The 20,721-nt window shown below is 64.6% G+C and carries 19 protein-coding genes; 11 read left to right on the top strand and 8 right to left on the bottom strand.

The genetic code is table 11. From position 1 onward, the window contains the following. The first annotated feature begins 63 nt into the window (after positions 1 to 63). The 4 genes from GW587_RS16400 (at position 64) to GW587_RS16385 (ending at position 5,513) form a co-directional block, all read left to right on the top strand. Positions 64 to 954, top strand: coding sequence for a c-type cytochrome (locus tag GW587_RS16400; protein WP_166105145.1), 891 nt, complete (start codon positions 64 to 66; stop codon positions 952 to 954). A 156-nt stretch (positions 955 to 1,110) separates the two neighbouring features. Then, positions 1,111 to 2,400 (top strand): HlyC/CorC family transporter, encoded by a 1,290-nt coding sequence (locus GW587_RS16395; protein WP_166105143.1) that lies wholly within the window; start codon positions 1,111 to 1,113, stop codon positions 2,398 to 2,400. A 135-nt stretch (positions 2,401 to 2,535) separates the two neighbouring features. Further along, complete coding sequence (pilB, locus tag GW587_RS16390) at positions 2,536 to 4,278, top strand: type IV-A pilus assembly ATPase PilB (protein WP_166105140.1); 1,743 nt, start codon at positions 2,536 to 2,538, stop codon at positions 4,276 to 4,278. Between the two features lie 11 nt (positions 4,279 to 4,289). After that, positions 4,290 to 5,513, top strand: coding sequence for a type II secretion system F family protein (locus GW587_RS16385; RefSeq protein ID WP_166105137.1), 1,224 nt, complete (start codon positions 4,290 to 4,292; stop codon positions 5,511 to 5,513). A gap of 12 nt (positions 5,514 to 5,525) precedes the next feature. On the opposite strand, the gene GW587_RS16380 is transcribed toward GW587_RS16385, so the two are convergent. Further along, positions 5,526 to 6,335, bottom strand: a complete 810-nt coding sequence (locus GW587_RS16380) for a sensor histidine kinase (RefSeq protein WP_166105134.1) — start codon at positions 6,333 to 6,335, stop codon at positions 5,526 to 5,528. Between the two features lie 157 nt (positions 6,336 to 6,492). On the opposite strand from GW587_RS16380, the gene GW587_RS16375 reads away from it, so the two are divergent. The 4 genes from GW587_RS16375 to yacG all read left to right on the top strand — a co-directional run bounded on the left by GW587_RS16375 (position 6,493) and on the right by yacG (position 9,019). Continuing rightward, positions 6,493 to 7,362 carry a prepilin peptidase gene (locus GW587_RS16375; protein WP_166105131.1) on the top strand — a complete coding sequence of 290 codons (870 nt, stop codon included), beginning with the start codon at positions 6,493 to 6,495 and terminating at the stop codon, positions 7,360 to 7,362. A gap of 1 nt (position 7,363) precedes the next feature. Then, positions 7,364 to 8,014 (top strand): dephospho-CoA kinase, encoded by a 651-nt coding sequence (gene coaE / locus GW587_RS16370; RefSeq protein ID WP_166105128.1) that lies wholly within the window; start codon positions 7,364 to 7,366, stop codon positions 8,012 to 8,014. Positions 8,015 to 8,079: 65 nt separating this feature from the next. Then, the gene (zapD, locus tag GW587_RS16365; RefSeq protein ID WP_166105126.1) at positions 8,080 to 8,835 is read left to right on the top strand and encodes a cell division protein ZapD; all 756 of its coding nucleotides are present in this window, start codon (positions 8,080 to 8,082) and stop codon (positions 8,833 to 8,835) included. Positions 8,836 to 8,845: 10 nt separating this feature from the next. Then, positions 8,846 to 9,019, top strand: a complete 174-nt coding sequence (yacG, locus tag GW587_RS16360; protein ID WP_166105123.1) for a DNA gyrase inhibitor YacG — start codon at positions 8,846 to 8,848, stop codon at positions 9,017 to 9,019. 100 nt (positions 9,020 to 9,119) lie between these two features. On the opposite strand, the gene GW587_RS16355 is transcribed toward yacG, so the two are convergent. The 6 genes from GW587_RS16355 to argJ form a co-directional block, all read right to left on the bottom strand. Further along, a complete protein-coding gene (locus GW587_RS16355) occupies positions 9,120 to 9,845 on the bottom strand; it encodes an anti-sigma factor (protein ID WP_166105120.1) in 726 nt (241 codons plus the stop codon). Continuing rightward, entirely contained in the window at positions 9,842 to 10,408 is a 567-nt protein-coding gene (locus GW587_RS16350) for a sigma-70 family RNA polymerase sigma factor (RefSeq protein WP_166105116.1), read from the bottom strand. The genes GW587_RS16355 and GW587_RS16350 overlap by 4 nt, the downstream gene beginning before the upstream one ends. A gap of 80 nt (positions 10,409 to 10,488) precedes the next feature. Beyond that, on the bottom strand, positions 10,489 to 11,025 hold the full coding sequence (locus tag GW587_RS16345; protein WP_166105114.1) for a DUF3455 domain-containing protein: 537 nt from the start codon (positions 11,023 to 11,025) through the stop codon (positions 10,489 to 10,491). 197 nt (positions 11,026 to 11,222) lie between these two features. After that, on the bottom strand, positions 11,223 to 11,621 hold the full coding sequence (locus tag GW587_RS16340; protein WP_166105111.1) for an NUDIX domain-containing protein: 399 nt from the start codon (positions 11,619 to 11,621) through the stop codon (positions 11,223 to 11,225). After that, complete coding sequence (locus GW587_RS16335) at positions 11,618 to 12,490, bottom strand: ATP-binding protein (RefSeq protein ID WP_166105109.1); 873 nt, start codon at positions 12,488 to 12,490, stop codon at positions 11,618 to 11,620. The genes GW587_RS16340 and GW587_RS16335 overlap by 4 nt, the downstream gene beginning before the upstream one ends. 1 nt (position 12,491) lies before the next feature. After that, positions 12,492 to 13,730 (bottom strand): bifunctional glutamate N-acetyltransferase/amino-acid acetyltransferase ArgJ, encoded by a 1,239-nt coding sequence (gene argJ / locus GW587_RS16330; protein WP_166105106.1) that lies wholly within the window; start codon positions 13,728 to 13,730, stop codon positions 12,492 to 12,494. A gap of 312 nt (positions 13,731 to 14,042) precedes the next feature. Here argJ and GW587_RS16325 point away from each other — a divergent pair, with 312 nt between their 5' ends. The 3 genes from GW587_RS16325 to GW587_RS16315 all read left to right on the top strand — a co-directional run bounded on the left by GW587_RS16325 (position 14,043) and on the right by GW587_RS16315 (position 17,771). Beyond that, the gene (locus tag GW587_RS16325; RefSeq protein WP_166105104.1) at positions 14,043 to 15,260 is read left to right on the top strand and encodes a porin; all 1,218 of its coding nucleotides are present in this window, start codon (positions 14,043 to 14,045) and stop codon (positions 15,258 to 15,260) included. A gap of 25 nt (positions 15,261 to 15,285) precedes the next feature. Then, complete coding sequence (locus tag GW587_RS16320; protein ID WP_166105582.1) at positions 15,286 to 15,693, top strand: type 2 periplasmic-binding domain-containing protein; 408 nt, start codon at positions 15,286 to 15,288, stop codon at positions 15,691 to 15,693. Positions 15,694 to 15,776: 83 nt separating this feature from the next. Beyond that, on the top strand, positions 15,777 to 17,771 hold the full coding sequence (locus tag GW587_RS16315) for an ATP-binding protein (protein ID WP_166105101.1): 1,995 nt from the start codon (positions 15,777 to 15,779) through the stop codon (positions 17,769 to 17,771). 93 nt (positions 17,772 to 17,864) lie between these two features. Here GW587_RS16315 and secA read toward each other — a convergent pair whose 3' ends face one another. Beyond that, positions 17,865 to 20,648 (bottom strand): preprotein translocase subunit SecA, encoded by a 2,784-nt coding sequence (secA, locus tag GW587_RS16310; protein ID WP_166105098.1) that lies wholly within the window; start codon positions 20,646 to 20,648, stop codon positions 17,865 to 17,867. Between the last annotated feature and the right edge of the window lie 73 nt (positions 20,649 to 20,721).

The following is a 20,721-nucleotide window of genomic DNA, read 5'->3' as shown; positions in this document are numbered from 1 at the left end:
GTTCAAACTGGTTGAATCGATATAATACTTGAAACATTTATTCGTTAATTTTCAATAGAACGCATGTCCACACACTCCACCCGCCTCGTCGTCAAGACCGTCGCCGCCACGCTGGCGGTGCTGGCGCTGGGGGCGGCGGTCGTGGGCGCGATCGTGCTGGAGGGCGGCTACTATCACATCGGCGCCACCAAGCAGCACTTCCAGATTGTGCACACGCTGCTGGAGAAAGGCATGCACCAATCGGTGCTGCGCCACGCGCGCGAGGTGACGCCGCCGGCCGGCTTCGAGCAACCGACGCCGCAGTTGCTGCGGCGCGGCGCCGGGCTGTATCGCGACCATTGCGTCGCCTGCCACGGCGCGCCGGGCGTGGCGCCATCGGACATCGGCAAGAGCATGCAGCCGGTGCCCGGGCCGCTGGTGGACGCGGCGCGTCACTGGTCGCCGCGCGAGCTGTATTGGATCACCCGCCACGGCATCAAGATGAGCGGCATGCCGGCGTGGGAGTATCGCCTGAGCGACGCCGACCTGTGGGCGGTGGCGGGCTTCGTCGGCAAGCTGCCGCAGTTGTCGCCGCCGGCCTACGCCGCGTTGGCCGAGGAAGCGGGTGCGCAAGCTCCGGCCGCGATGCCGTCGCGGATCGACGCCGACGCGCGGCGCGGCCAGCGCGCGCTGACGCAATACGCCTGCCAGGCCTGCCATCTGATTCCCGGCGTGACCGGACCGGAGACCTATGTCGGGCCGCCGTTGAAGGACCTGGCCGGCCGCAAGTTCATCGCCGGCAGCCTGTCCAACAACGCGGACAATCTGGCGCGCTGGATCCGCGACCCGGCCAGCGTCCACCCGCTCACCGCCATGCCGAAGATGAACGTCACCGAGTCCGACGCGCGCGACATGGCGGCCTACCTGCTCACCCCAGGTGTCAGTGCCGACATTCGGACACGAGCTGAGCCGTAATGGCCATTACGGCTCAGCTCGTGTCCGAATGTCGGCACTGACACCTGGGCCAAACTTGCATGTAGCTCATCATTGCCTTAGAATTCAAGGCTGTCGCTCTGCGCCGGCGCCGTGATGGCCGACCAGTTTCCCACGCAAGATTCTTTACGGTGACCCTTGGATACCGTGCCTTTTTGGGTGCAATTTCTTGCACTCGCCCTGCTGATCCTCTGTTCGGCCTTCTTCGCGATGGCGGAAACCGCCCTGATGGCGGCCAATCGCTATCGGCTGCGCCACCTGGCCAAACGCGGCAGCCGTGGCGCGATCACCACGCTGTGGCTGCTCGATCGCACGGATAAACTGCTGTCGCTGGTGCTGATCGCCAACACGCTGTTCAACGCCGCCGCCACCGCGCTGGTCACCTCGATCGCGATCCAGACCTTCGGCCACGACGACAACGTGATCACCGTCTCCACCGGCGCCGTGGCCTTCCTGCTGATCGTCTTCGCGGAAATCTCGCCGAAGGTCATCGGCGCCACCTTCCCGGAAAAGATCGCGCTGCCGACCGCCGTCGTGCTGAAACCGCTGATGGCGCTGTCCAAGCCGATGATCTGGTTCGTCAACCTGTTCGTCACGCTGGTGCTCAAGCTGTTCCGCATCAAGGCCGGCGCCCACGTCCACGAGGCCCGCCTGTCGCCCGAGGAACTGCGTTCGATCGTGCTCGAGGGCGGCAACTTCATCCCGCAAAAGCACAAGAGCATCCTGCTCAACCTGTTCGACCTGGAAACCATCACGGTCGAGGACATCATGACGCCGCGCTCGCAGGTCGAGGCGCTGAACCTGGAACTGACGGTCGAGGAACTGACGCGCGAGCTGACCACCTGCTACCACAACAAGCTGCCGGTCTACGAGGGCGAGATCAACCGCATCATCGGCATCCTGCACGTGCGCAAGGCGATGGCGCTGTTGCATCAGGAAGAGGAGATCACCATCGACCACTTCCGCGCGCTGCTGACCACGCCCTACTTCATTCCGCAGGACACGCGCTTGTTCACCCAGTTGCAGTACTTCCAGGAAAACAAGGAACGCCTGGGCATCATCGTCGACGAATACGGCGAGGTGCAGGGCCTGGTGACGCTGGACGACATCATCGAGGAGATGATCGGCGAATTCACCACCTCGACCCCGGCCGCCGCCCGCGCCGACACCTTCGACTGGACCGACCAGGGCGAATGCCTGCTGGAGGGCGCGACCGCGCTGCGCGACGTCAACAAGCGCCTCGGCCTGAGCTTCCCGCTGGACGGCCCGAAGACGCTGAACGGCATGCTGCTGGAATTGTTGCAGGAAATTCCAGACGCGCCGATCAGCCTCAAGGTCGGCCAGTGCATCATCGAAGTGGTGCAAGTCCACGACCAGGCCATCAAAGTCGTCAAATTGATACGCCCGGGCAGCAAACGCAGCGCCTGATACACTGCAATCGCGTGTGCTTACGCAACATTGCGGGGTACAATCGTTTCTTGGCGGCGACAAACGGCTTTACAAAAATAGTGCCTGAGAGCATTATTCCGGGATCCGCCCTCCTCCCTCGTGATTGACGCTTTTATGGCAGCTGTCCTACCCAACGCCGCGCCAGGCGCCCCGATGCCGGGGCTGGCACGGGCATTGATGCAAGCCGGCCGGCTCTCCGCGGCCCAGGCCGACACGCTGCAAAAAAAATCCATCGCCGACAAACAAGCCTTCATCGACGTGCTGCTGGCCAGCGGCGCCATCGATTCCAGGGCGCTGGCCGCGTTCTGCGCCGAGACCTTCGCCTATCCGCTGCTGGACGTCGGCGCGCTCAACATCGACGCGCTGCCGGCCAAGATCATCGACAACAAGCTGATGCAGGCGCAGCGCGTGATCGCGCTGGCCAAGCGCGGCAACAAGATGTCGGTGGCGATTTCCGATCCGACCAATCTGCAGGCGCTGGACCAGATCAAGTTCCAGACCGAGTCCAGCGTCGAGCCGGTGGTGGTGGCGCACGACGCGCTGCTGGCGCTGCTGGCGCGCATCAACAAGAGCAGCGAGCAGAGCGTCAGCGACCTGGCCGGCGACGAATCCGACATCCAGTTCGCCGAGGAGGAGGACGCCAACGCGGCGGCCAACGCGGCGGCGGCCGAGGCCGGCGCCAACGAGGTCGAGGACGCGCCGGTGGTGCGCTTCCTCAACAAGATGCTGATGGACGCGGTCAACATGGGCGCCTCCGACTTGCACTTCGAACCGTTCGAGAAATTCTACCGGGTACGCTTCCGCGTCGACGGCGTGCTGATGGAGCACGCCCAGCCGCCGATCTCGATCAAGGAAAAGCTGGTGTCGCGGATCAAGGTGCTGGCCAAGCTGGACATCTCGGAAAAACGCGTGCCGCAGGACGGCCGCATGCGCCTGATCGTGTCGCCGACCAAGACCATCGACCTGCGCATCTCGACGCTGCCGACGCTGTTCGGCGAAAAGACCGTGATGCGGATTCTGGACGCCACCCAGGCGCAGATGGGCATCGACGCGCTCGGCTACGATCCGGACCAGAAGGAATTGCTGCTCGACGCCATCCAGCGCCCGTACGGCATGGTGCTGGTGACCGGCCCGACCGGTTCGGGCAAGACGGTGTCGCTGTACACCTGCCTGAACGTGATCAACAAGCCCGGCATCAACATCTCCACCGCCGAGGATCCGGCCGAGATCAACCTGCCGGGCGTGAACCAGGTCAACGTCAACGACAAGGCCGGCCTGACCTTCCCGGTGGCGCTGAAATCGTTCCTGCGCCAGGATCCGGACATCATCATGGTCGGCGAGATCCGCGACCTGGAGACCGCCGACATCGCGATCAAGGCGGCGCAGACCGGGCACATGGTGTTCTCCACGCTGCACACCAACGACGCGCCGTCGACGCTGACGCGGCTGATGAACATGGGCGTGGCGCCGTTCAACATCGCCTCGTCGGTGATCCTGATCACGGCGCAGCGGCTGGCGCGGCGGCTGTGCACTTGCAAGCAGCCGGTCGACATCTCGCGCGAGCTGCTGCTCAAGGCCGGCTTCAAGGAAGATGAACTCGACGGCGGCTGGAAACCCTACGGCCCGGTCGGCTGCGAGCGCTGCAACGGCGGCGGCTACAAGGGCCGGGTCGGCATCTACCAGATCATGCCGATCACGCCGGCGATCGAGGCGCTGATCCTGGCGCACGGCAACGCCATGCAGATCGCCGCCCAGTCCGAGGCGGAGGGCGTCAAATCGCTGCGCCAGTCCGGCCTGGTGAAGGTCAAGAACGGCCTGACCAGCCTGGAAGAAGTGCTCGGCTGCACCAACGAATAGGACATACACTCATGGCTACATCCGGCAACGCGGGCCACCAGGTCAAGGAATCGATCTTCGCCTGGGAAGGCAAGGACAAGACCGGCAAGACGGTGCGCGGCGAACTGCGCGCCGGCGGCGAGGCGGTGGTCAACGTCACCCTGCGCCGCCAGGGCATCATGGTCACCAAGGTCAAGAAGAAGGCCTACCGCTCCGGCAAGAAGGTCACCGACAAGGATATCTCGCTGTTCACGCGCCAGCTGGCGACCATGATGAAAGCCGGCGTGCCGCTGCTGCAATCGTTCGACATCGTCGGCAAGGGCCACTCCAACCCGTCGGTCTCCAAGCTGGTGATGGACCTGCGCGCCGACATCGAGACCGGCACCAGCCTGAACCAGGCGTTCCGCAAGTTCCCGCTGTACTTCGATCCGCTGTTCTGCAACCTGGTCGGCGCCGGCGAGCAGGCCGGCATCCTGGAGGACTTGCTGACCCGGCTTGCCATCTACAAGGAAAAGACGCTGGCGATGAAGGCCAAGATCAAGTCGGCGCTGATGTATCCGGTGTCGATCCTGGCGGTGGCCTTCATCGTCACGGCGGTGATCATGATCTGGGTGGTGCCGGCGTTCAAGGAAGTATTCACCAGCTTCGGCGCCGACCTGCCGGCGCCGACGCTGTTCGTGATGGCGATCTCGGAATTCTTCGTCAAGTGGTGGTACGTGATCTTCCTCGGCTTGTTCTCCTCGATCTACTTCTTCTTCCGCGCCTGGCAGCGCTCGCTGCAAATGCAGCGCTTCATGGACAAGCTGCTGCTCAAGTTGCCGGTGTTCGGCGACGTGATCCGCAAGGCCACCATCGCCCGCTGGACCCGCACGCTGGCGACCATGTTCGCCGCCGGCGTGCCGCTGGTCGAGTCGCTCGACTCGGTGGGCGGCGCGGCCGGCAACGCGGTCTACCTCGACGCCACGCGCAAGATCCAGAACGAGGTCAGCACCGGCACCAGCCTGACGGTGGCGATGCAGAACGCCGACGTGTTCCCCAACATGGTGACGCAGATGGTCGCCATCGGCGAGGAGTCCGGTTCGCTGGACGCGATGCTGGGCAAGGTGGCCGACTTCTACGAGGAGGAAGTCGACGAGGCGGTCGGCGCGCTGGCCAGCCTGATGGAACCGGCGATCATGGTCATCCTGGGCGTGCTGATCGGCGGCCTGGTGGTCGCCATGTACCTGCCGATCTTCAAACTGGGCGCGGTGGTGTAGGTCGCAAGCCCGCTAGTCGCCGACCTCGGTGCGCGCCAGCCAGGCGCTCAGGCGGCGCCAGCGGCCCCGGCTCGGCGCCTGGTAAACCAGCTCGCCGGGCACTTTCAGGATCACCTCGGTGCCGCGCTCCGGCAGGCTCAACACTTCGATGTTGCCGCCCATGCGCTCGGCGCGTTCGCGCATGCCGGCCAGGCCGCGATAGCCGGCGCCTCCGGCCGCCGGCGCGTCGGCCATGCCACGGCCGTCGTCGCGCACGTACAGCGTGAGGAACTCGCAGCCGTACACCAACTCCAGCTCGATATGTCCGGCCTGCGCGTGCTGGAAGGCGTTGTACAGCGCCTCGCGCGCGATGCCGTAGATCTCTTCGCTGCGGTCGCCGTCGACCGCCACCGGCCGCGCCGTGACGATCATGCGGAACGGTGTGTTGAAACTTTCCTCCAGCGACTGGCCGACCGCCGCCAGGGCCTGGCTCAGGTTGTCGCCGTAAACCACCGGCATGCGCAGCGCCAGGATCTGGTGCCGGCCTTCGGCCAGCACCTCGTCGGCCTGGTCGAGGATGGCTTCGATGGTGGCGCGCTCCGGGCTGCCCTGCGGCAGGCGGTGGCTGACGCCCTGGAAGCGCAGGATCATGCCCTGCATGCTTTGCAACAAGGTGTCGTGCAGGCCGGTGGCCACGCGCTCACGCTCGGCCAGTTGCCGCAAGCGGAATTCGTAGCGGTGCCGGACGCGGCGCAAAGCAACAAAAAATACACTGGCGAACAAGGCACAGGCGGTGAGCAAGCCCAGCATCAGATACAGCGGCATTGGCGAATAAGACGACAAGAGCGGTCTCCGAGCGGAAAGCAATGGGTTCATCTTGTCATAAACTCAATACGCTTCCAATCTCCCCGACGAGAGAGAAGGTCCGAAAAACCATCCCGCAATGTTGCTGTAATGCTTTAATATGGGCCCGTGACCATCCACCTGTGCTGATTCCTCTATGTCGCAATCGACCCTGCTGTTCGCCGCCGCCGGCGACCTGCCCATCGCCCTGATCGCCGGCTTGTTCGGCTTGCTCTTCGGCAGCTTCCTCAACGTCGTGATCCACCGCCTGCCGAAAATGATGCAGCGCGAATCGGACAACTACGTCGCCGAGGAAAGCGGCAAGCCGCTGCCGCACACCGACCGCTACAACCTGATGGTGCCGCGCTCGGCCTGTCCGCACTGCAAGCACCAGATCACGGCGCTGGAGAACATCCCGGTGGTCAGCTACCTGGTGCTGCGCGGCCGCTGCAGCAACTGCAAGGCGCCGATCTCGGCGCGCTATCCGGCGGTCGAGGCGCTGACCGGCGTCTTGTCGGCGCTGGTGGTGTGGAAGCTCGGCAGCGGCTGGGCCGGGCTGGCCGCGCTGTTCTTCCTGTATGCGCTGATCGCGATGACCTTCATCGACTTCGACACCCAGCTGTTGCCGGACGATCTGACCTACCCGCTGCTGTGGGCCGGATTGCTGATGAACGTCAACGGCACCTACGTGCCGTTGCAGGAGGCGGTGATCGGCGCGGCGGCCGGCTATCTGGTGCTATGGTCCATCTATTGGCTGTTCAAGCTGGCGACAGGCAAGGAGGGCATGGGCTATGGTGACTTCAAATTGCTGGCCGCGTTGGGCGCGTGGATGGGCTGGACCATGCTGCCGACCATCATCCTGCTGTCGTCGGTGGTGGGCGCCGTGGTCGGCATCGCGCTGATCGTGTTCGCCAAGCATGGCCGCAACAACCCGATCCCGTTCGGTCCCTACTTGGCGGCGGCCGGGCTGATCGCCATGCTGTATGGCGCGCCGCTGTCCGCCTTCACCCTGAGTTTCAGCCGATAACATGACCGCTGCAGCGCCGCTTCCGCCCTTCTCCATCGGCCTCACCGGCGGCATCGGCAGCGGCAAGAGCACCGTGGCCGACCTGTTCGCCGCGCGCGGCGCCAGCATCGTCGACACCGACCTGATCGCCCACAGCCTGACCGCGCCGCACGGCGCGGCGATGCCGGCCATCGTCGCCGCCTTCGGCCCGGCGTTCGCCGACGCCGCCGGCGCGCTGGACCGCGCCCGCATGCGCAGCCTGGTGTTCGCCGACACCGGCGCCAAGGCCAGGCTGGAAGCCATCCTGCATCCGCGCATCCGCGACGCCGCGCTGGCCGCCGCCGCCGCCGCCACCGGCAGCTATGTGATCTATGCGGTGCCGCTGCTGATCGAATCCGGTACCTGGCGTGAGCGGGTCACGCGCATTCTTGCGGTAGACTGCCCGGAGGAAGTGCAAATCGCGCGCGTCATGGCGCGCAACAATTTACCGGAAAGCCAGGTCAAAGCCATCATGGCGGCGCAGGTCGGCCGCCAGGCGCGGCTCGACGCGGCCGACGACGTGATTGAAAACAGCGCCGGAATCGAGGCCTTGACGCCCCAAATCGACCGTTTACACAATTTATATCTGGCATTTTCAAAAAGAACGGCGACAATACCTTCGCAACGTTTGTAATTTTGCTTGGCTTGCTTCAAAATCACGAGAATTAATCGCGGGTCTACAAATAGAGGGATGTTATTTTGATTGTCTACGAATATCCTTTCAACGAGCGCATACGCACGTTGTTGCGATTAGAGGATCTGTACGAGAAATTCAAGTTCTTTGTGCATCAAGAACATCCTATGCAGCACCATGTCGCGCTGGCGACCATCTTCGACATGCTGGAAGTGGCCGGCCGCGCCGATCTGAAATCCGATCTGCTGCAGGAACTGGAACGCCAGCGCCAAAGCCTGCTCGGCTATCGCATGAATCCCAACGTCCAGGCGGAAACGCTGGACGCCATCCTGGCCGAACTCGACGGCGTCAGCAGCGCGCTGGTCGCGGCCCAGGGCAAGACCGGCCAGAACGTGCGCGACAACGAATGGCTGATGAGCATCCGCGGCCGCACCATCATTCCGGGCGGCGCCTGCGAATTCGATTTGCCGTCGTATTACGCCTGGCAGAAGCGCCCGGCGGAGCAGCGTTTCAACGATATCGCGACCTGGTTCGCGCCGCTGGCGCCGCTGTTCGACGCGCTGGGCCTGGTGCTGCGGCTGCTGCGCGATTCCGGCGGCCCGGTCAAGATGATCGCGGCGGCGGGCAGCTATCAGCAGATGTTGCAGGGCAAGGTCTATCAGATGCTGCGTTTGACGCTGGACGAGTCGATGGGCGCGATTCCCGAAATTTCGGCCAACAAGTACATGCTGTGGGTGCGCTTCACGACCCAGGGCGGCGACCTGAAACCCAAGCCGCTGGAAGATGATGTACCATTCGAGCTCACGCTTTGTAACTTCTAAGATTCAAATTATGGCCACCGTAGTTGACTGCCCTACCTGCTCCAAGAAAGTGGAGTGGAAGGAAGAAAATAAATACCGCCCGTTCTGCTCGGAACGCTGCAAACAGATCGACCTCGGCGCCTGGGCCGAGGAAAAATACGCGATCCCCGCCGCGCCGCCGAAAGATCCGCTCGAAGAAGAATAACCCACATCGGTGTCAGTGCCGACATTCGGACACGAGCTCAACCGTAGCGTACGCTACGGTTGAGCTCGTGTCCGAATGTCGGCACTGACACCGCTGGTTGTTACATCACCTTGACCGCTTTGCCGATGTAGAGCACCGGCCCGGTCGGTCTGCCGGTCGGAGAGCCGGTCGCCGGTTCCAGCGTGATTTCAAATAATTGATCCGGCTCCACCGGCGGCAGCTGGTCCAGTGCCAGCTTGCGCGCGCGGTCGGGCGCCACCAGCCCGAGCGATACCGGGCCATTCCAGTTCGTCCCCTTGGTCCAGAATTGCAAGGCTTTGCGGTCGGGCACGATGGTGCCGTGCAGCGGGGTCAGCGTCAGCTTGCGGTCGAGGCTGGCCTGCACCACCCAGCCGGCGCCCTGGTCCTGCGGCGCGGACAGCACCACCATGTAGGCCGGGCCCGGCGTTTCCGGTTTCACCAGCAGCAAGGCCGCCAGCACCAGGCTGGCCGCCACCGCGCCGCCGGCAAGGCCGCGCCACAGCCGCAGATCGTCCCACCAGCGGCGCCAGGCGTCGACCGTGTCCACCGCGACGGCCGGCGCGCCGCCCACTGCGGCCGCGCGCTGCATGCTGCCGTCGATGCGCGGCCATAGTCGGGCTGACGGCTCGACCGGCGGCGCCAGCTCGGTCAACGGCAGCAAGCGGCGCTCCCACGCGTCGACCTCGGCGCGCAGTTGCGGCTCGTTTGCCAAACGCTGTTCAACCTCGCGCCGCATGGCGGCCGGCAAGGTGCCCAGCACGTATTCGCCGGCCAGCTGCTGCAATTGTTCCAGCGATTCATTCATCCCATGCACTCCCGCAAAGCGGCGAGGCCGCGCTTGAGCCAGGCCTTAACCGAGCCGAGCGGCGCGTTCAGCCGCGCCGCGATTTCGCTGTGGCTGCAACCATCGACATAGGCGCAGATGATGCTGTTGCGCTTGGCGCTATCCAGGTTTTCAAGGCAGTCCTGCAAGCGCCCCATACTGGCCTGCAGTTCGAATTGTTCGGCCACCGTATCGGCGGTGTTGCCCGCCTGCGCTTCCTGCAGCGCGTCGAGCGTATCGGCGTCGGCCTGTACTTCGCGTTCGCTGCCGCGCAGCGCGTTCAACGCCTGGTGCCGCACCACGCTGAAGATCCAGCCGCGCGCCGCGCCGCGTGCGGCGTCGAAGCTGGCGGCCTTTTGCCAGATGCTGACGAAGGCGTCGTGCAACACGTCTTCGGCCATGTCGCGCCGCCGCACGATGCGCAGCGCGACGCCCAGCAAATGCCGCCCGTCCTGTTGATACAGGCGATGCAAAGCCTGCTGCTCGCCCTGGGCGCAGGCGCGCAGCACAGCATCGTAATCAAATCCGTCGGAAGCGTTGGGCATCGGCAGGTGGGTGGGTAGGGCCGCGCCCGGATGAGCGTCCGGCCGATTATAGCCGATCGCCCTGCCGTGCCGGCCTGCCCTCAGGCTGCTTTCCAGAAGATGTAGTCGGCCTGGTACTGGACCTTCTGCTTGCTGCCGGCATTGGCCGCCGCACAGGCCGAGGCCGGCGCGACGCCGCCCTTGGTGGCGACGCGCTGGATGTAGCTGACGCCGCTCATGGCGCCGCTGCCCATGGCCGGATTGGCCTTGACCAGCTGGCTCGGGATATTGCCGGCGCCGGCCGGCGCGACCGCGACCTGGGTGGCGGTGACCTTGGAGCCGTCGTTGTTCTGCCAGGTGGCCGGTGGGCCGAAGTATTTGCCGACGGCCTTGCCGCCGCGATCGCTCAACACCGCGTCCGGGCCGATGAAGGTCCATTCGAACTGGTCGGCGCTGTCCTTCTTCAGCTTGCATTCATAGGTGATGTCGCCGGCGCCGACGGTTTCCATGGCGACGCTGTGGCCGGCGGGCACCTGCACGGCGGCCGGCAACGCTTGCTGGCTGAACATGGGCGCGCTGGCGCAGGCGGACAACATGACGGCGCCGGCGACGACTACGGCGGATGGGATGATTTGCATGACGGGCTCCTGGTCGGTGGTAAGGGATCGGACAGCGAAATGGCTGCCGATACCTGTACTACCCGCCAGCGCGCCGTTTGGATGCAGCGCGATGCAAATATTTTACGGCGGGGTCAGTTCCGGCATCGTGCCACGAGCTCTGCCGTAGCGTACGCTACGGCAGAGCTCGTGGCACGATGCCGGAACTGACCCCGCCTTTAATCGCCGTAGCGCACCAGGTCCAGCCACTCCAGCAGCGGGATGGTGGCCGGCAGCAGCGGCTCGACGCCGACCGCGCCCTGCCAGGCGAAGGCCTGCCCCTCCAGGCTTTGCGGCTCGCCGCTCCAATCGCGGCTGATGTAAAAGTGCAGCCGCACATGCGCGTGCGGATACACGTATTCGACGCCGCACCATTCCTCGGCGCTGTTGATGGTCAGACCCAGCTCTTCGACGAATTCGCGCTTCAGCGCTTCCAGGATGGTCTCGCCCGGATCGACCTTACCGCCCGGGAATTCCCAATAGCCGTCGTACGGCTTGCCGGCCGGACGCTGGCCCAGCAGCACGTCGCCGTTCGGCTTCATCAGGATGCCCACCGCGACATTGACCGGCGCGGTCACAGCTGCTTTCCCGCGTAATCCTTGGCGAACTGCCAGGCCACGCGGCCCGAGCGCGAGCCGCGCTGCAAGGCCCAGCGCAAGGCGTCGGCGCGCGCCGCTTCGATCTGCGCCTCGCTGCAACCGAGCGACGACAGCCAGTGGCCGACAATCGCCACATAATCGTCCTGCTTGAACGGGTAGAACGTCAGCCACAGGCCGAAGCGCTCCGACAACGAAATCTTCTCTTCCACCGTCTCGCCCGGATGCAGGTCGCCGTCCTCGTCGTGCTTGTAGCTCATGTTGTCGGACATCCGCTCCGGCATCAGATGGCGGCGGTTGGAGGTGGCGTAGATCAGCACATTGTCCGACTGCGCCGAGATGCTGCCGTCCAGCGCCACCTTCAGCGCCTTGTAGCCGCTCTCGCCTTCTTCGAACGACAGGTCGTCGCAGAAGATGATGAAGCGCTCCGGCCGCCCGGCGACGATGTCCACGATGTCCGGCAACTCGGCCAGGTCGGCCTTGTCGACTTCGATCAGGCGCAGCCCGTCCTTGCCGAACTGGTTCAGGCAAGCCTTGATCAGCGACGACTTGCCGGTGCCGCGCGCGCCGGTCAGCAGCACGTTGTTGGCCGGCTTGCCCTGCACGAACTGGCGCGTGTTCTGTTCGATCTGCTCCTTCTGCGGACCGATGTGCTGCAAGTCGTCCAGCGCGATCGGCGAGACGTGCGCCACCGCTTGCAGATAGCTGGCGCCGCCGCCGTTGCGCTTGCGCCAACGGAACGCGAAGCCCAGCTTCCAGTCCGGCTCGCGCGGCGCCTGCGGCAGCACCGCTTCCACGCGCGCCAGCAGGGCCTCGGCGCGCACCAGGAATTGTTCGAGTGGCGTCGCCATGTTACGAACGGTAGTCGGCGTTGATGGTCACGTACTCATGCGACAGGTCGCAGGTGTAGATGGTGGCGGAGGCGTCGCCGCGCGCCAGCTTGACGCGTACGCCGATTTCGCTCTGCTGCATCACGCGCTGGCCGTCTTCTTCCTTGTAGTCCGGATTGCGGCCGCCGTTCTTCGCCACCCACACATCGTCCAGGTACAGGTTCAGCTTGCTGACGTCGAGGTCGTCGACGCCGGCGTAGCCGATCGCCGCCAGGATGCGGCCCAGGTTCGGGTCGGACGCGAAGAACGCGGTCTTGACCAGCGGCGAATGGCCGATCGAGTAGGCGATCTTGCGGCACTCTTCGACGCTGGCGCCGTCTTCGACGGTGATGGTGATGAACTTGGTGGCGCCCTCGCCATCGCGCACGATGGCCTGCGCCAGGAACAGCGACAGTTCGGTGACGGCGGCCGCCAGTTCGGCGTACTCCGGCGAATCGACCGAGTTCACTTCCAGCCCGCCGGCGCCGGTGGCGATCAGCATGAAGGAATCGTTGGTCGAGGTGTCGCCGTCGATGGTGATGCAGTTGAAGGTCTGGTCCGCCACCTGCTTGACCAGCACGTCCAGCACCGGCTGCGCCACCTTGGCGTCGAACGCCAGGTAGCCAAGCATGGTCGCCATGTTAGGCTTGATCATGCCGGCGCCTTTGCTGATGCCGCTCATGGTGACCGCGTGGCCGCCGATGCTGACCGTGCGCGAGCCGGCCTTCGGCTGGGTGTCGGTGGTCATGATGGCTTCGGCGGCGTTGAACCAGTTGTCGGCCTTGAGGCCGGCGATGGCTTGCGGCAAGCCGGCGATGACCTTGGCGGCCGGCAGCGGTTCAAGGATCACGCCGGTCGAGAACGGCAGGATCTGCGCCGCGTCGCAGCCCAGCTGCGCGGCCAGCGCGACGCAGGTCTCGTTGGCCAGCGCCAGGCCCAGCTCGCCGGTGCCGGCGTTGGCGTTGCCGGTGTTGACCAGCAGCGCGGCGATCGGCTTGCCGCTGGTCTTGGCGGCGGCCAGGTGCGCCTTGGCGACCTGCACCGGCGCGGCGCAGAAGCGGTTCAGCGTGAATACGCCGGCCACGGTGGCGGTCGGCGCGAGTTTCATGACCAGCACGTCCTTGCGGTTCGGTTTCTTGATGCCGGCTTCGGCGAAACCGATTTCGATGCCCGCGACTGGCTTCAGGGCGGAGGCGACGGGCAGAGGGGAATTGACGGCCATAGTAGTGATCTCGTGGGTGGAAAGTGGGAGCCGCTATTGTAATACCTCAACGCCCACTTGGCGCGGCCCGGCGCTGCCGGACTTGCGGTGACTTGTAGTTGCTGTATCAATCCACAAATTTGCTTAAAAACTACCGCAAGGAAGTCGTACAAGCCCCTGAATTCATGGAGTTTTTTGTATAAAAGCCACACATTAAACTTTTGTATTTCATGCCGCTTGGAAATTAGTCTAAGGTGAAGCCATATGCCCCAGCCCCGCATGTCGTAGACAACTCCCCCATTACACTTAGAATAAACTCAGGACTCTCCACATATGAAAAAGCAACTTTTAGTAGCTGCCGTGCTGGCGGCCACGGCCGCGATGCCGGCGCGGGCCGGCATCATGGACGACGGCGACCTCAGCATCAGCGGTTTCGGCACGCTGGGCGTGGCCAAGAGCAACAGCGAGCAGGCGCAGTTCGCCCGCTACAACCAGGCCGAAGGCGTGGCCGACAAGGCCCGCATCGGCCTCGACACCAACCTCGGCCTGCAGGCCACCTACAAGTTCAACGACTGGCTGTCCGGCACCGCGCAGGTGCTGACCCGCAAGAACACCAGCCCGACCTTCACCACCGACCTGACCTGGGCCTTCCTCAAGGCGCGCATCAACGACGAGACCAGCGTGCGCGTCGGCCGCGTGGTGATGCCGATCTTCCTGATCTCCGATTACCAGAACGTCGGCTACGCCAACACCATGATGCGGCCACCGATCGAGATGTACGCCCAGGCGCCGATTGAAAACGTCGACGGCGCCGACATCAACTTCCAGCGCGCCTTCGGCGATTTCAACTTCACCACCCAGGCCTTCGTCGGCGTCAGCCGCGGCAAGCTGTTCATTCCGACCGGCGGCGGTTCGGTCGCGACCTATCGCGCGCCGGCGGCCGGCATCAGCGTCGGCGGCGAATACGGCCCGTTCACGCTGCGCGTGGCGCACGCCCGCGCCGATCTGAAAAGCAACGACATCACGCCGATCAACAGCCTGACCACGACGCTGAAGACGGTCGGCTTCGCCCAGCTGGCCAACGACATCAGCCTGGTCGACGGCAAGAAGATCGCCTTCACCTCGATCGGCGCCACCATGGACTGGAACAACATCGTGGCCCAGGCCGAGTACGCCCAGCGCCGCGCCAAGGAGGCGGTCTACATTCCGGACACCAACGCCTGGTACACGATGGTCGGCTACCGCATCGGCAAGGTGCTGCCCTACTATTCGCACGCCTCGTACAGCGACGCCGGCCATTCGATCGCGCTGCCGGCCGCCTTCCCGAAAACCGGCGTGCTGGCGGCCACCGTCAACAACGTGCTGGCCTCGGCCGAGCAGACCTCGGACCTGATCGGCGTGCGCTGGGACTTCGCCAAGTCGGTGGCGCTGAAGGTGCAGGTCGACCGCATCAAGCCGGGCGCCAAGTCGGGCGCGCTGATCTTCGCGCCGGCCGCCGGCGTCAAGAGTAATGTCACCGTCGTGGCCGCCGGCCTCGACTTCGTATTCTGATCCGGGAGACAGCATGAAACATCCGATGTCCACCCTGGCACTGGCCCTGGCCGCCATCGCCGCCGCCACCGTCACCACCCGCGCCTCGGCCGAAACCGTCGTCATCGTCAGCCAGAAGAATCCGGCCACGCGCATGTTCTCGGAACAGGCGTCGCAATTTTTCCTCGGCAAATCCAACCTGTTCACGCCGGTCGACCAGCCGGAAAGTTCGCCCATCCGCGCCGACTTCTACCGCAAGGTCGCCGACAAGGATCCGGCGCAGGTAAAGGCGCTCTGGTCCAAGCTGGTGTTCACCGGCAAGGCCACGCCGCCGAAGGAATACGCCGGCAACGCCGAGGTGAAGAAAGCAGTTGCTGCCGATCCGAAGGCGATCGGGTATATTGACAAGTCGGCCGTCGACGACACCGTCAAGGTCATACTTACCCTGCCGTAATCCTCCGGTAGCCCTGACCGCCAACCGCCCTATCCGGGCGGTTGGCGCATGCGCTCCCCGCATCGCCACAAGGAGTGCACGTTTTGAGCTTATCGCTACGCGCGAAGTTTCTGCTGCTGAGCGCCGTGATCCAGGCGCTGATGATCGGCTTGCTGATCTGGAACAGCCTGCGCCTGATGGACCACGCCGTCAGCACCAACGCCGAGCGCGTGGCGCAGGAATACGCGGTCACGCTGAACGTGTCGCTCAGCCCCTACGCCACGCGCGGCCGCCTGCCCGAATTGAACAGCTACCTGGCCGAGATGCTGTCCGACCCGGACGACAGCTTCCTGCGCTATCTGACCATCCTCGACCAAAACGAACAACCGATCATTGCCGTCGGCAAGCGCGACAAGCCGCTGCCGGCCGTGCTGCGGCAAAGCGGCAAGGCCGGCGTCGCCAGCTTCCGCGGCGTGCGCACCATCATCAGCGATTCGACGCTGCACGCGCGCTCGCCGCTGCTGCTACGCGACAACCAGATCGGCTCGATCAACTTCGGCCTCACCACCAAGGACCTGAAGCAGGCGCGCGACGAGGTGATGTGGCAGGGCGGCGTGATTTCGCTGTTCGGCTTCGCCATCGGCTTGCTGCTGTTCTATGCGTTTACCCACGGCATCGGCCGCCGCCTGGAGGCGCTGACCGAGCAGTCGCAACAGATGGCGCTGGGCGACTACAGCCAGACCTTGCCGGTGCAGGGCGACGACGAGATCGCCGTGTTCGCGCGCGCGCTGAACTCGATGAGCCGCGCGCTGTGCGACCGCATCGGCCAGCTGGAGCAATCGCAGCGGCTGCTGTCGGAATCGGAGGCGCGCTTCAAGACGCTGTTCGACATGGCGCCGCTGCCGCTGACGGTGTCGGACCGCGACGGCCGCATCATCGCCGCCAACCGCGCCGTGACCTACGCCTTCGGCGTCTCCGCCACCGGCCTGATCGGCAAGCGCAGCGACCAGGTGCCGTTCTGGGCCAGCCGGCTGGAGTGCGACCGCATCTGGCGCATCTACCAGACCGAAGGCGGCGTGCACGGCTCGATCGCCGGCGTGCTGATGCACGACGGCAGCGTCGGCAGCGCGTCGATCTGGACCTCGTCGCTGACCTTGGACGGCCACGACGCCATCATCTGGGCGTTCCTCGACCTGACCGAGGAGCTCAACGCCAAGCGCGAGCTGAAGGATTTGAACGTGTCGCTGGAGAGCCGGGTCAGCGAGCGCTCGGCGGCGCTGGAACGCGCCAACGCCGACCTCAGCGCGGCGCTGGAGACCTTGCAGCGCACCCAGGACGAGCTGCTGGCGTCGGAGAAGATGGCGTCGCTGGGCTCGCTGGTGGCGGGCATCGCACACGAGCTCAACACGCCGATCGGCAACAGCCTGCTGGCCTCGACCTCGCTGCGCGACCGGGTGGTGGAGTTCGACCGCCACGTCGCGGCCGGCGCGCTGCGGCGCTCGGAGCTGATGGCGCATCTGGAGGAGGTGCGCCTGGTCAGCGAGCTGATTTCCGGTTCGCTGCACAAGGCGGCCGAGTTGATTTCCTCGTTCAAGCAGATCGCGGTCGACCAGACCAACGACCAGCGCCGCCAGTTCGACCTGTTGGCTGCGGTGCAGGACACGGTGTCGACCTACACCCCGCGTCTGAAGCGCGCGCAGTGCGAGACGGTGCTGAAGATTCCCGCCGGACTGACCTTCGATTCGTATCCGGGCGGCTTGTACCAGATCCTCAACAACCTGGTGAACAACACGCTGAGCCACGCATTCGAGCAAGGCAAGGGCGGCGTGATCACGGTGTGCGCCGAGACGGTGGACGAGGCGACGGTGGAGCTGACCTTCAGCGACAACGGCGTCGGCATGGCGGAGGATGTGCTGCGGCGGGTGTTCGATCCCTTCTTCACCACCAAGATGGGCCAGGGCGGCACCGGGTTGGGGATGAACATCGTCTACAACATCGTCACCGGCGTGCTGGGCGGACGCATCAGCATCGAGTCGGCGCCGGGCGACGGCACCACGGTGCGCATGCTGCTGCCGCGCAGCGCGCCGCAGCGCACATGAAACCGGGGTCAGTTCCGGCATCGCGTCACGAGCTCAACCGTAGCGATTGCTACGGTTGAGCTCGTGACGCGATGCCGGAACTGACCCCGGTTTTTATGCCAGCTTGCCGTGGCAGGCTTTGTACTTCTTGCCGCTGCCGCAAGGGCATGGATCGTTGCGGCCGACCTTCAGGCCCAGCTCCATCAGCTGCTCGCCGCTCAAGCCTTGCAGCTCCGGCGGCAGGCCCGAGCCTTGCGCCGGCGCCAGCAATTCTTCCGGCGCCGCGTTCGGGTTGAAGTCGGCGTGCTGGTAGCTGACGTTCTCGACGTGCGACTGCTGCATCGCCGCTTCGGCCGCGTCGATCTCTTCGCGCGACTGGATGCGCACCGTCATGATCAGCTTGACCACTTCGTTCTTGATCATGTCCAGCATCTGGCCGAACAGCTCGAACGCTTCGCGCTTGTACTCCTGCTTCGGATTCTTCTGCGCATAGCCGCGCAGGTGGATACCCTGGCGCAGGTGGTCCAGCGCCGCCAGGTGCTCGCGCCAGTGGCTGTCGACGCTTTGCAGCATCACGTTGCGCTCGAAGCCGCCGAACGATTCCTTGCCGACGATGTCGATCTTGGTCTGGTACAGCGCGTCCGCCGCGGCGATCACGCGTTCCAGGATGTCTTCGTCGTTCAGGTTCTGCTCCGACTCCAGCATCGCGCGCAGCGGCAGGTCGATTTGCCACTCGGCGGCCAGCGCCGCTTCCAGGCCCTTGATGTTCCACTGTTCCTCGACCGATTCGGCCGGCACGTATTCGCGCACCAGGTCGGTGAAGGCGCCGTGGCGCAGCGACTGGATCAGCTCCGAAATATCGGTCGCTTCCAGCAGCTCGTTACGCTGCTGGTAGATCACTTTGCGCTGGTCGTTGGCGACGTCGTCGTATTCCAGCAACTGCTTGCGGATGTCGAAGTTGCGCGCTTCCACTTTGCGCTGCGCCGACTCGATCGAGCGCGAGACGATGCCCGCTTCGATCGGTTCGCCTTCCGGCATCTTCAGGCGGTCCATGACGGCGCGCACGCGGTCGCCGGCGAAGATGCGCAGCAGCTGGTCGTCCAGCGACAGGAAGAAGCGCGACATGCCCGGATCGCCCTGGCGCGCGGCGCGGCCGCGCAGCTGGTTGTCGACGCGGCGCGATTCGTGGCGCTCGGTGCCGACGATATGCAGGCCGCCGGCGGCGACCACCTGCTCGTGCAGCGCCTGCCAGCCGTCGCGCAGCGCCTGCGCCTTGGCGGCTTTTTCAGCGTCGCTCAGCGCCGGATCGGCGTCGATGAACTTGATCTGGCTTTCGACGTTACCGCCCAACACGATGTCGGTACCGCGACCGGCCATGTTGGTGGCGATGGTGATCGCTTTCGGCGAACCGGCCTGGGCGATGATTTCCGCTTCGCGGGCGTGCTGTTTCGCGTTCAGGACGTTGTGCGGCAGGCCGCCCTTGGTCAGGATGGACGACAGCAGTTCCGAGTTTTCAATCGAGGTGGTGCCGACCAGCACCGGTTGGCCGCGCTCGTAGCATTCGCGGATTTCCAGCATCATGGCGTTGTACTTCTCGGCCGACGATTTGTAGACCTGATCCTGGCGGTCCTTGCGCTGCAACGGACGGTTGGGCGGGATCACCACGGTTTCGAGGCCGTAGATTTCCTGGAATTCGTAGGCTTCGGTGTCGGCGGTGCCGGTCATGCCCGCCAGCTTGGCGTACATGCGGAAGTAGTTCTGGAAGGTGATCGAGGCCAGCGTCTGGTTCTCGTTCTGGATCTTGACGCCCTCTTTCGCTTCGACCGCCTGGTGCAGGCCGTCCGACCAGCGGCGGCCCGTCATCAGGCGGCCGGTGAATTCGTCGACGATCACCACTTCATTGTTCTGCACCACGTAGTGCTGGTCCTTGAAGTAGAGCGCGTGCGCGCGCAGCGCGGCGTACAGGTGGTGCACCAGCGTGATGTTGGCCGAGTCGTACAGCGAGGCGCCTTCCGGCAGCAGGCCCATCTTGGTGAGGATGGCCTCGGCCTTTTCGTGGCCGGCTTCGGTCAGCAGCACCTGATGGGCTTTTTCGTCCTTGGTGTAGTCGCCCGGGACGTCGACCTTGCCTTTGCCGTCCGGGGTTTCTTCGCCGACCTGCTGCGTCAGCAGGCGCGGCACTTCGTTGATCTTGTAGTACAGGTCGGTATGATTCTCGGCCTGGCCGGAGATGATCAGCGGGGTGCGGGCTTCGTCGATCAGGATCGAGTCGACTTCATCGACGATGCCGAAGTTCAGCGCGCGCTGCACGCGGTCGCGGGCTTCGAACACCATGTTGTCGCGCAGGTAGTCGAAGCCGAATTCGTTGTTGGTGCCGTAGGTGATGTCGGACGCGTACGCCTGCTGCTTGGCGCCGTGCTCCATCTGCGACAGGTTCACGCCGCAGGTCAGGCCCAGCCAGCCGTACAGCTTGGACATGGTCTCGGCGTCGCGCTGCGCCAGATAATCGTTGACGGTGACGATGTGCACGCCCTTGCCCGACAGCGCGTTCAGATAGGCCGGCAGGGTCGCGGTCAGGGTCTTGCCCTCGCCGGTGCCCATTTCGGCGATCTTGCCGTAGTGCAGAACCATGCCGCCGATCATCTGCACGTCGAAGTGGCGCATCTTGAATACGCGCTTGCTGGCTTCGCGGCAGACGGCGAACGCTTCCGGCAACAGCGCGTCGATCTCTTCGCCGTTGGCGATGCGCTCCTTGAAGGCGGGCGTCTTTGCTTGCAGCTCGGCATCCGACAGTTTTTCCATCGCCGGCTCGAGCGCATTGATCTCGCGTACCGTTTTTTGGTATTGCTTGAGCAGCCGCTGGTTGCGGCTGCCGAAAATCTGGGTCAGTAATGACATGCTTGAATTCTTGAAAAAACGCCGTTAAAAAAAGCCTCTGTAGGGGCGAAACGCCTTACCGCACGGAGTTCGA

It is taken from the genome of Duganella aceris (assembly GCF_011090165.1).
GTDB classification, from domain to species: domain Bacteria; phylum Pseudomonadota; class Gammaproteobacteria; order Burkholderiales; family Burkholderiaceae_D; genus Rugamonas; species Rugamonas aceris.
This window is presented reverse-complemented; position numbering and strand designations above follow the sequence as displayed.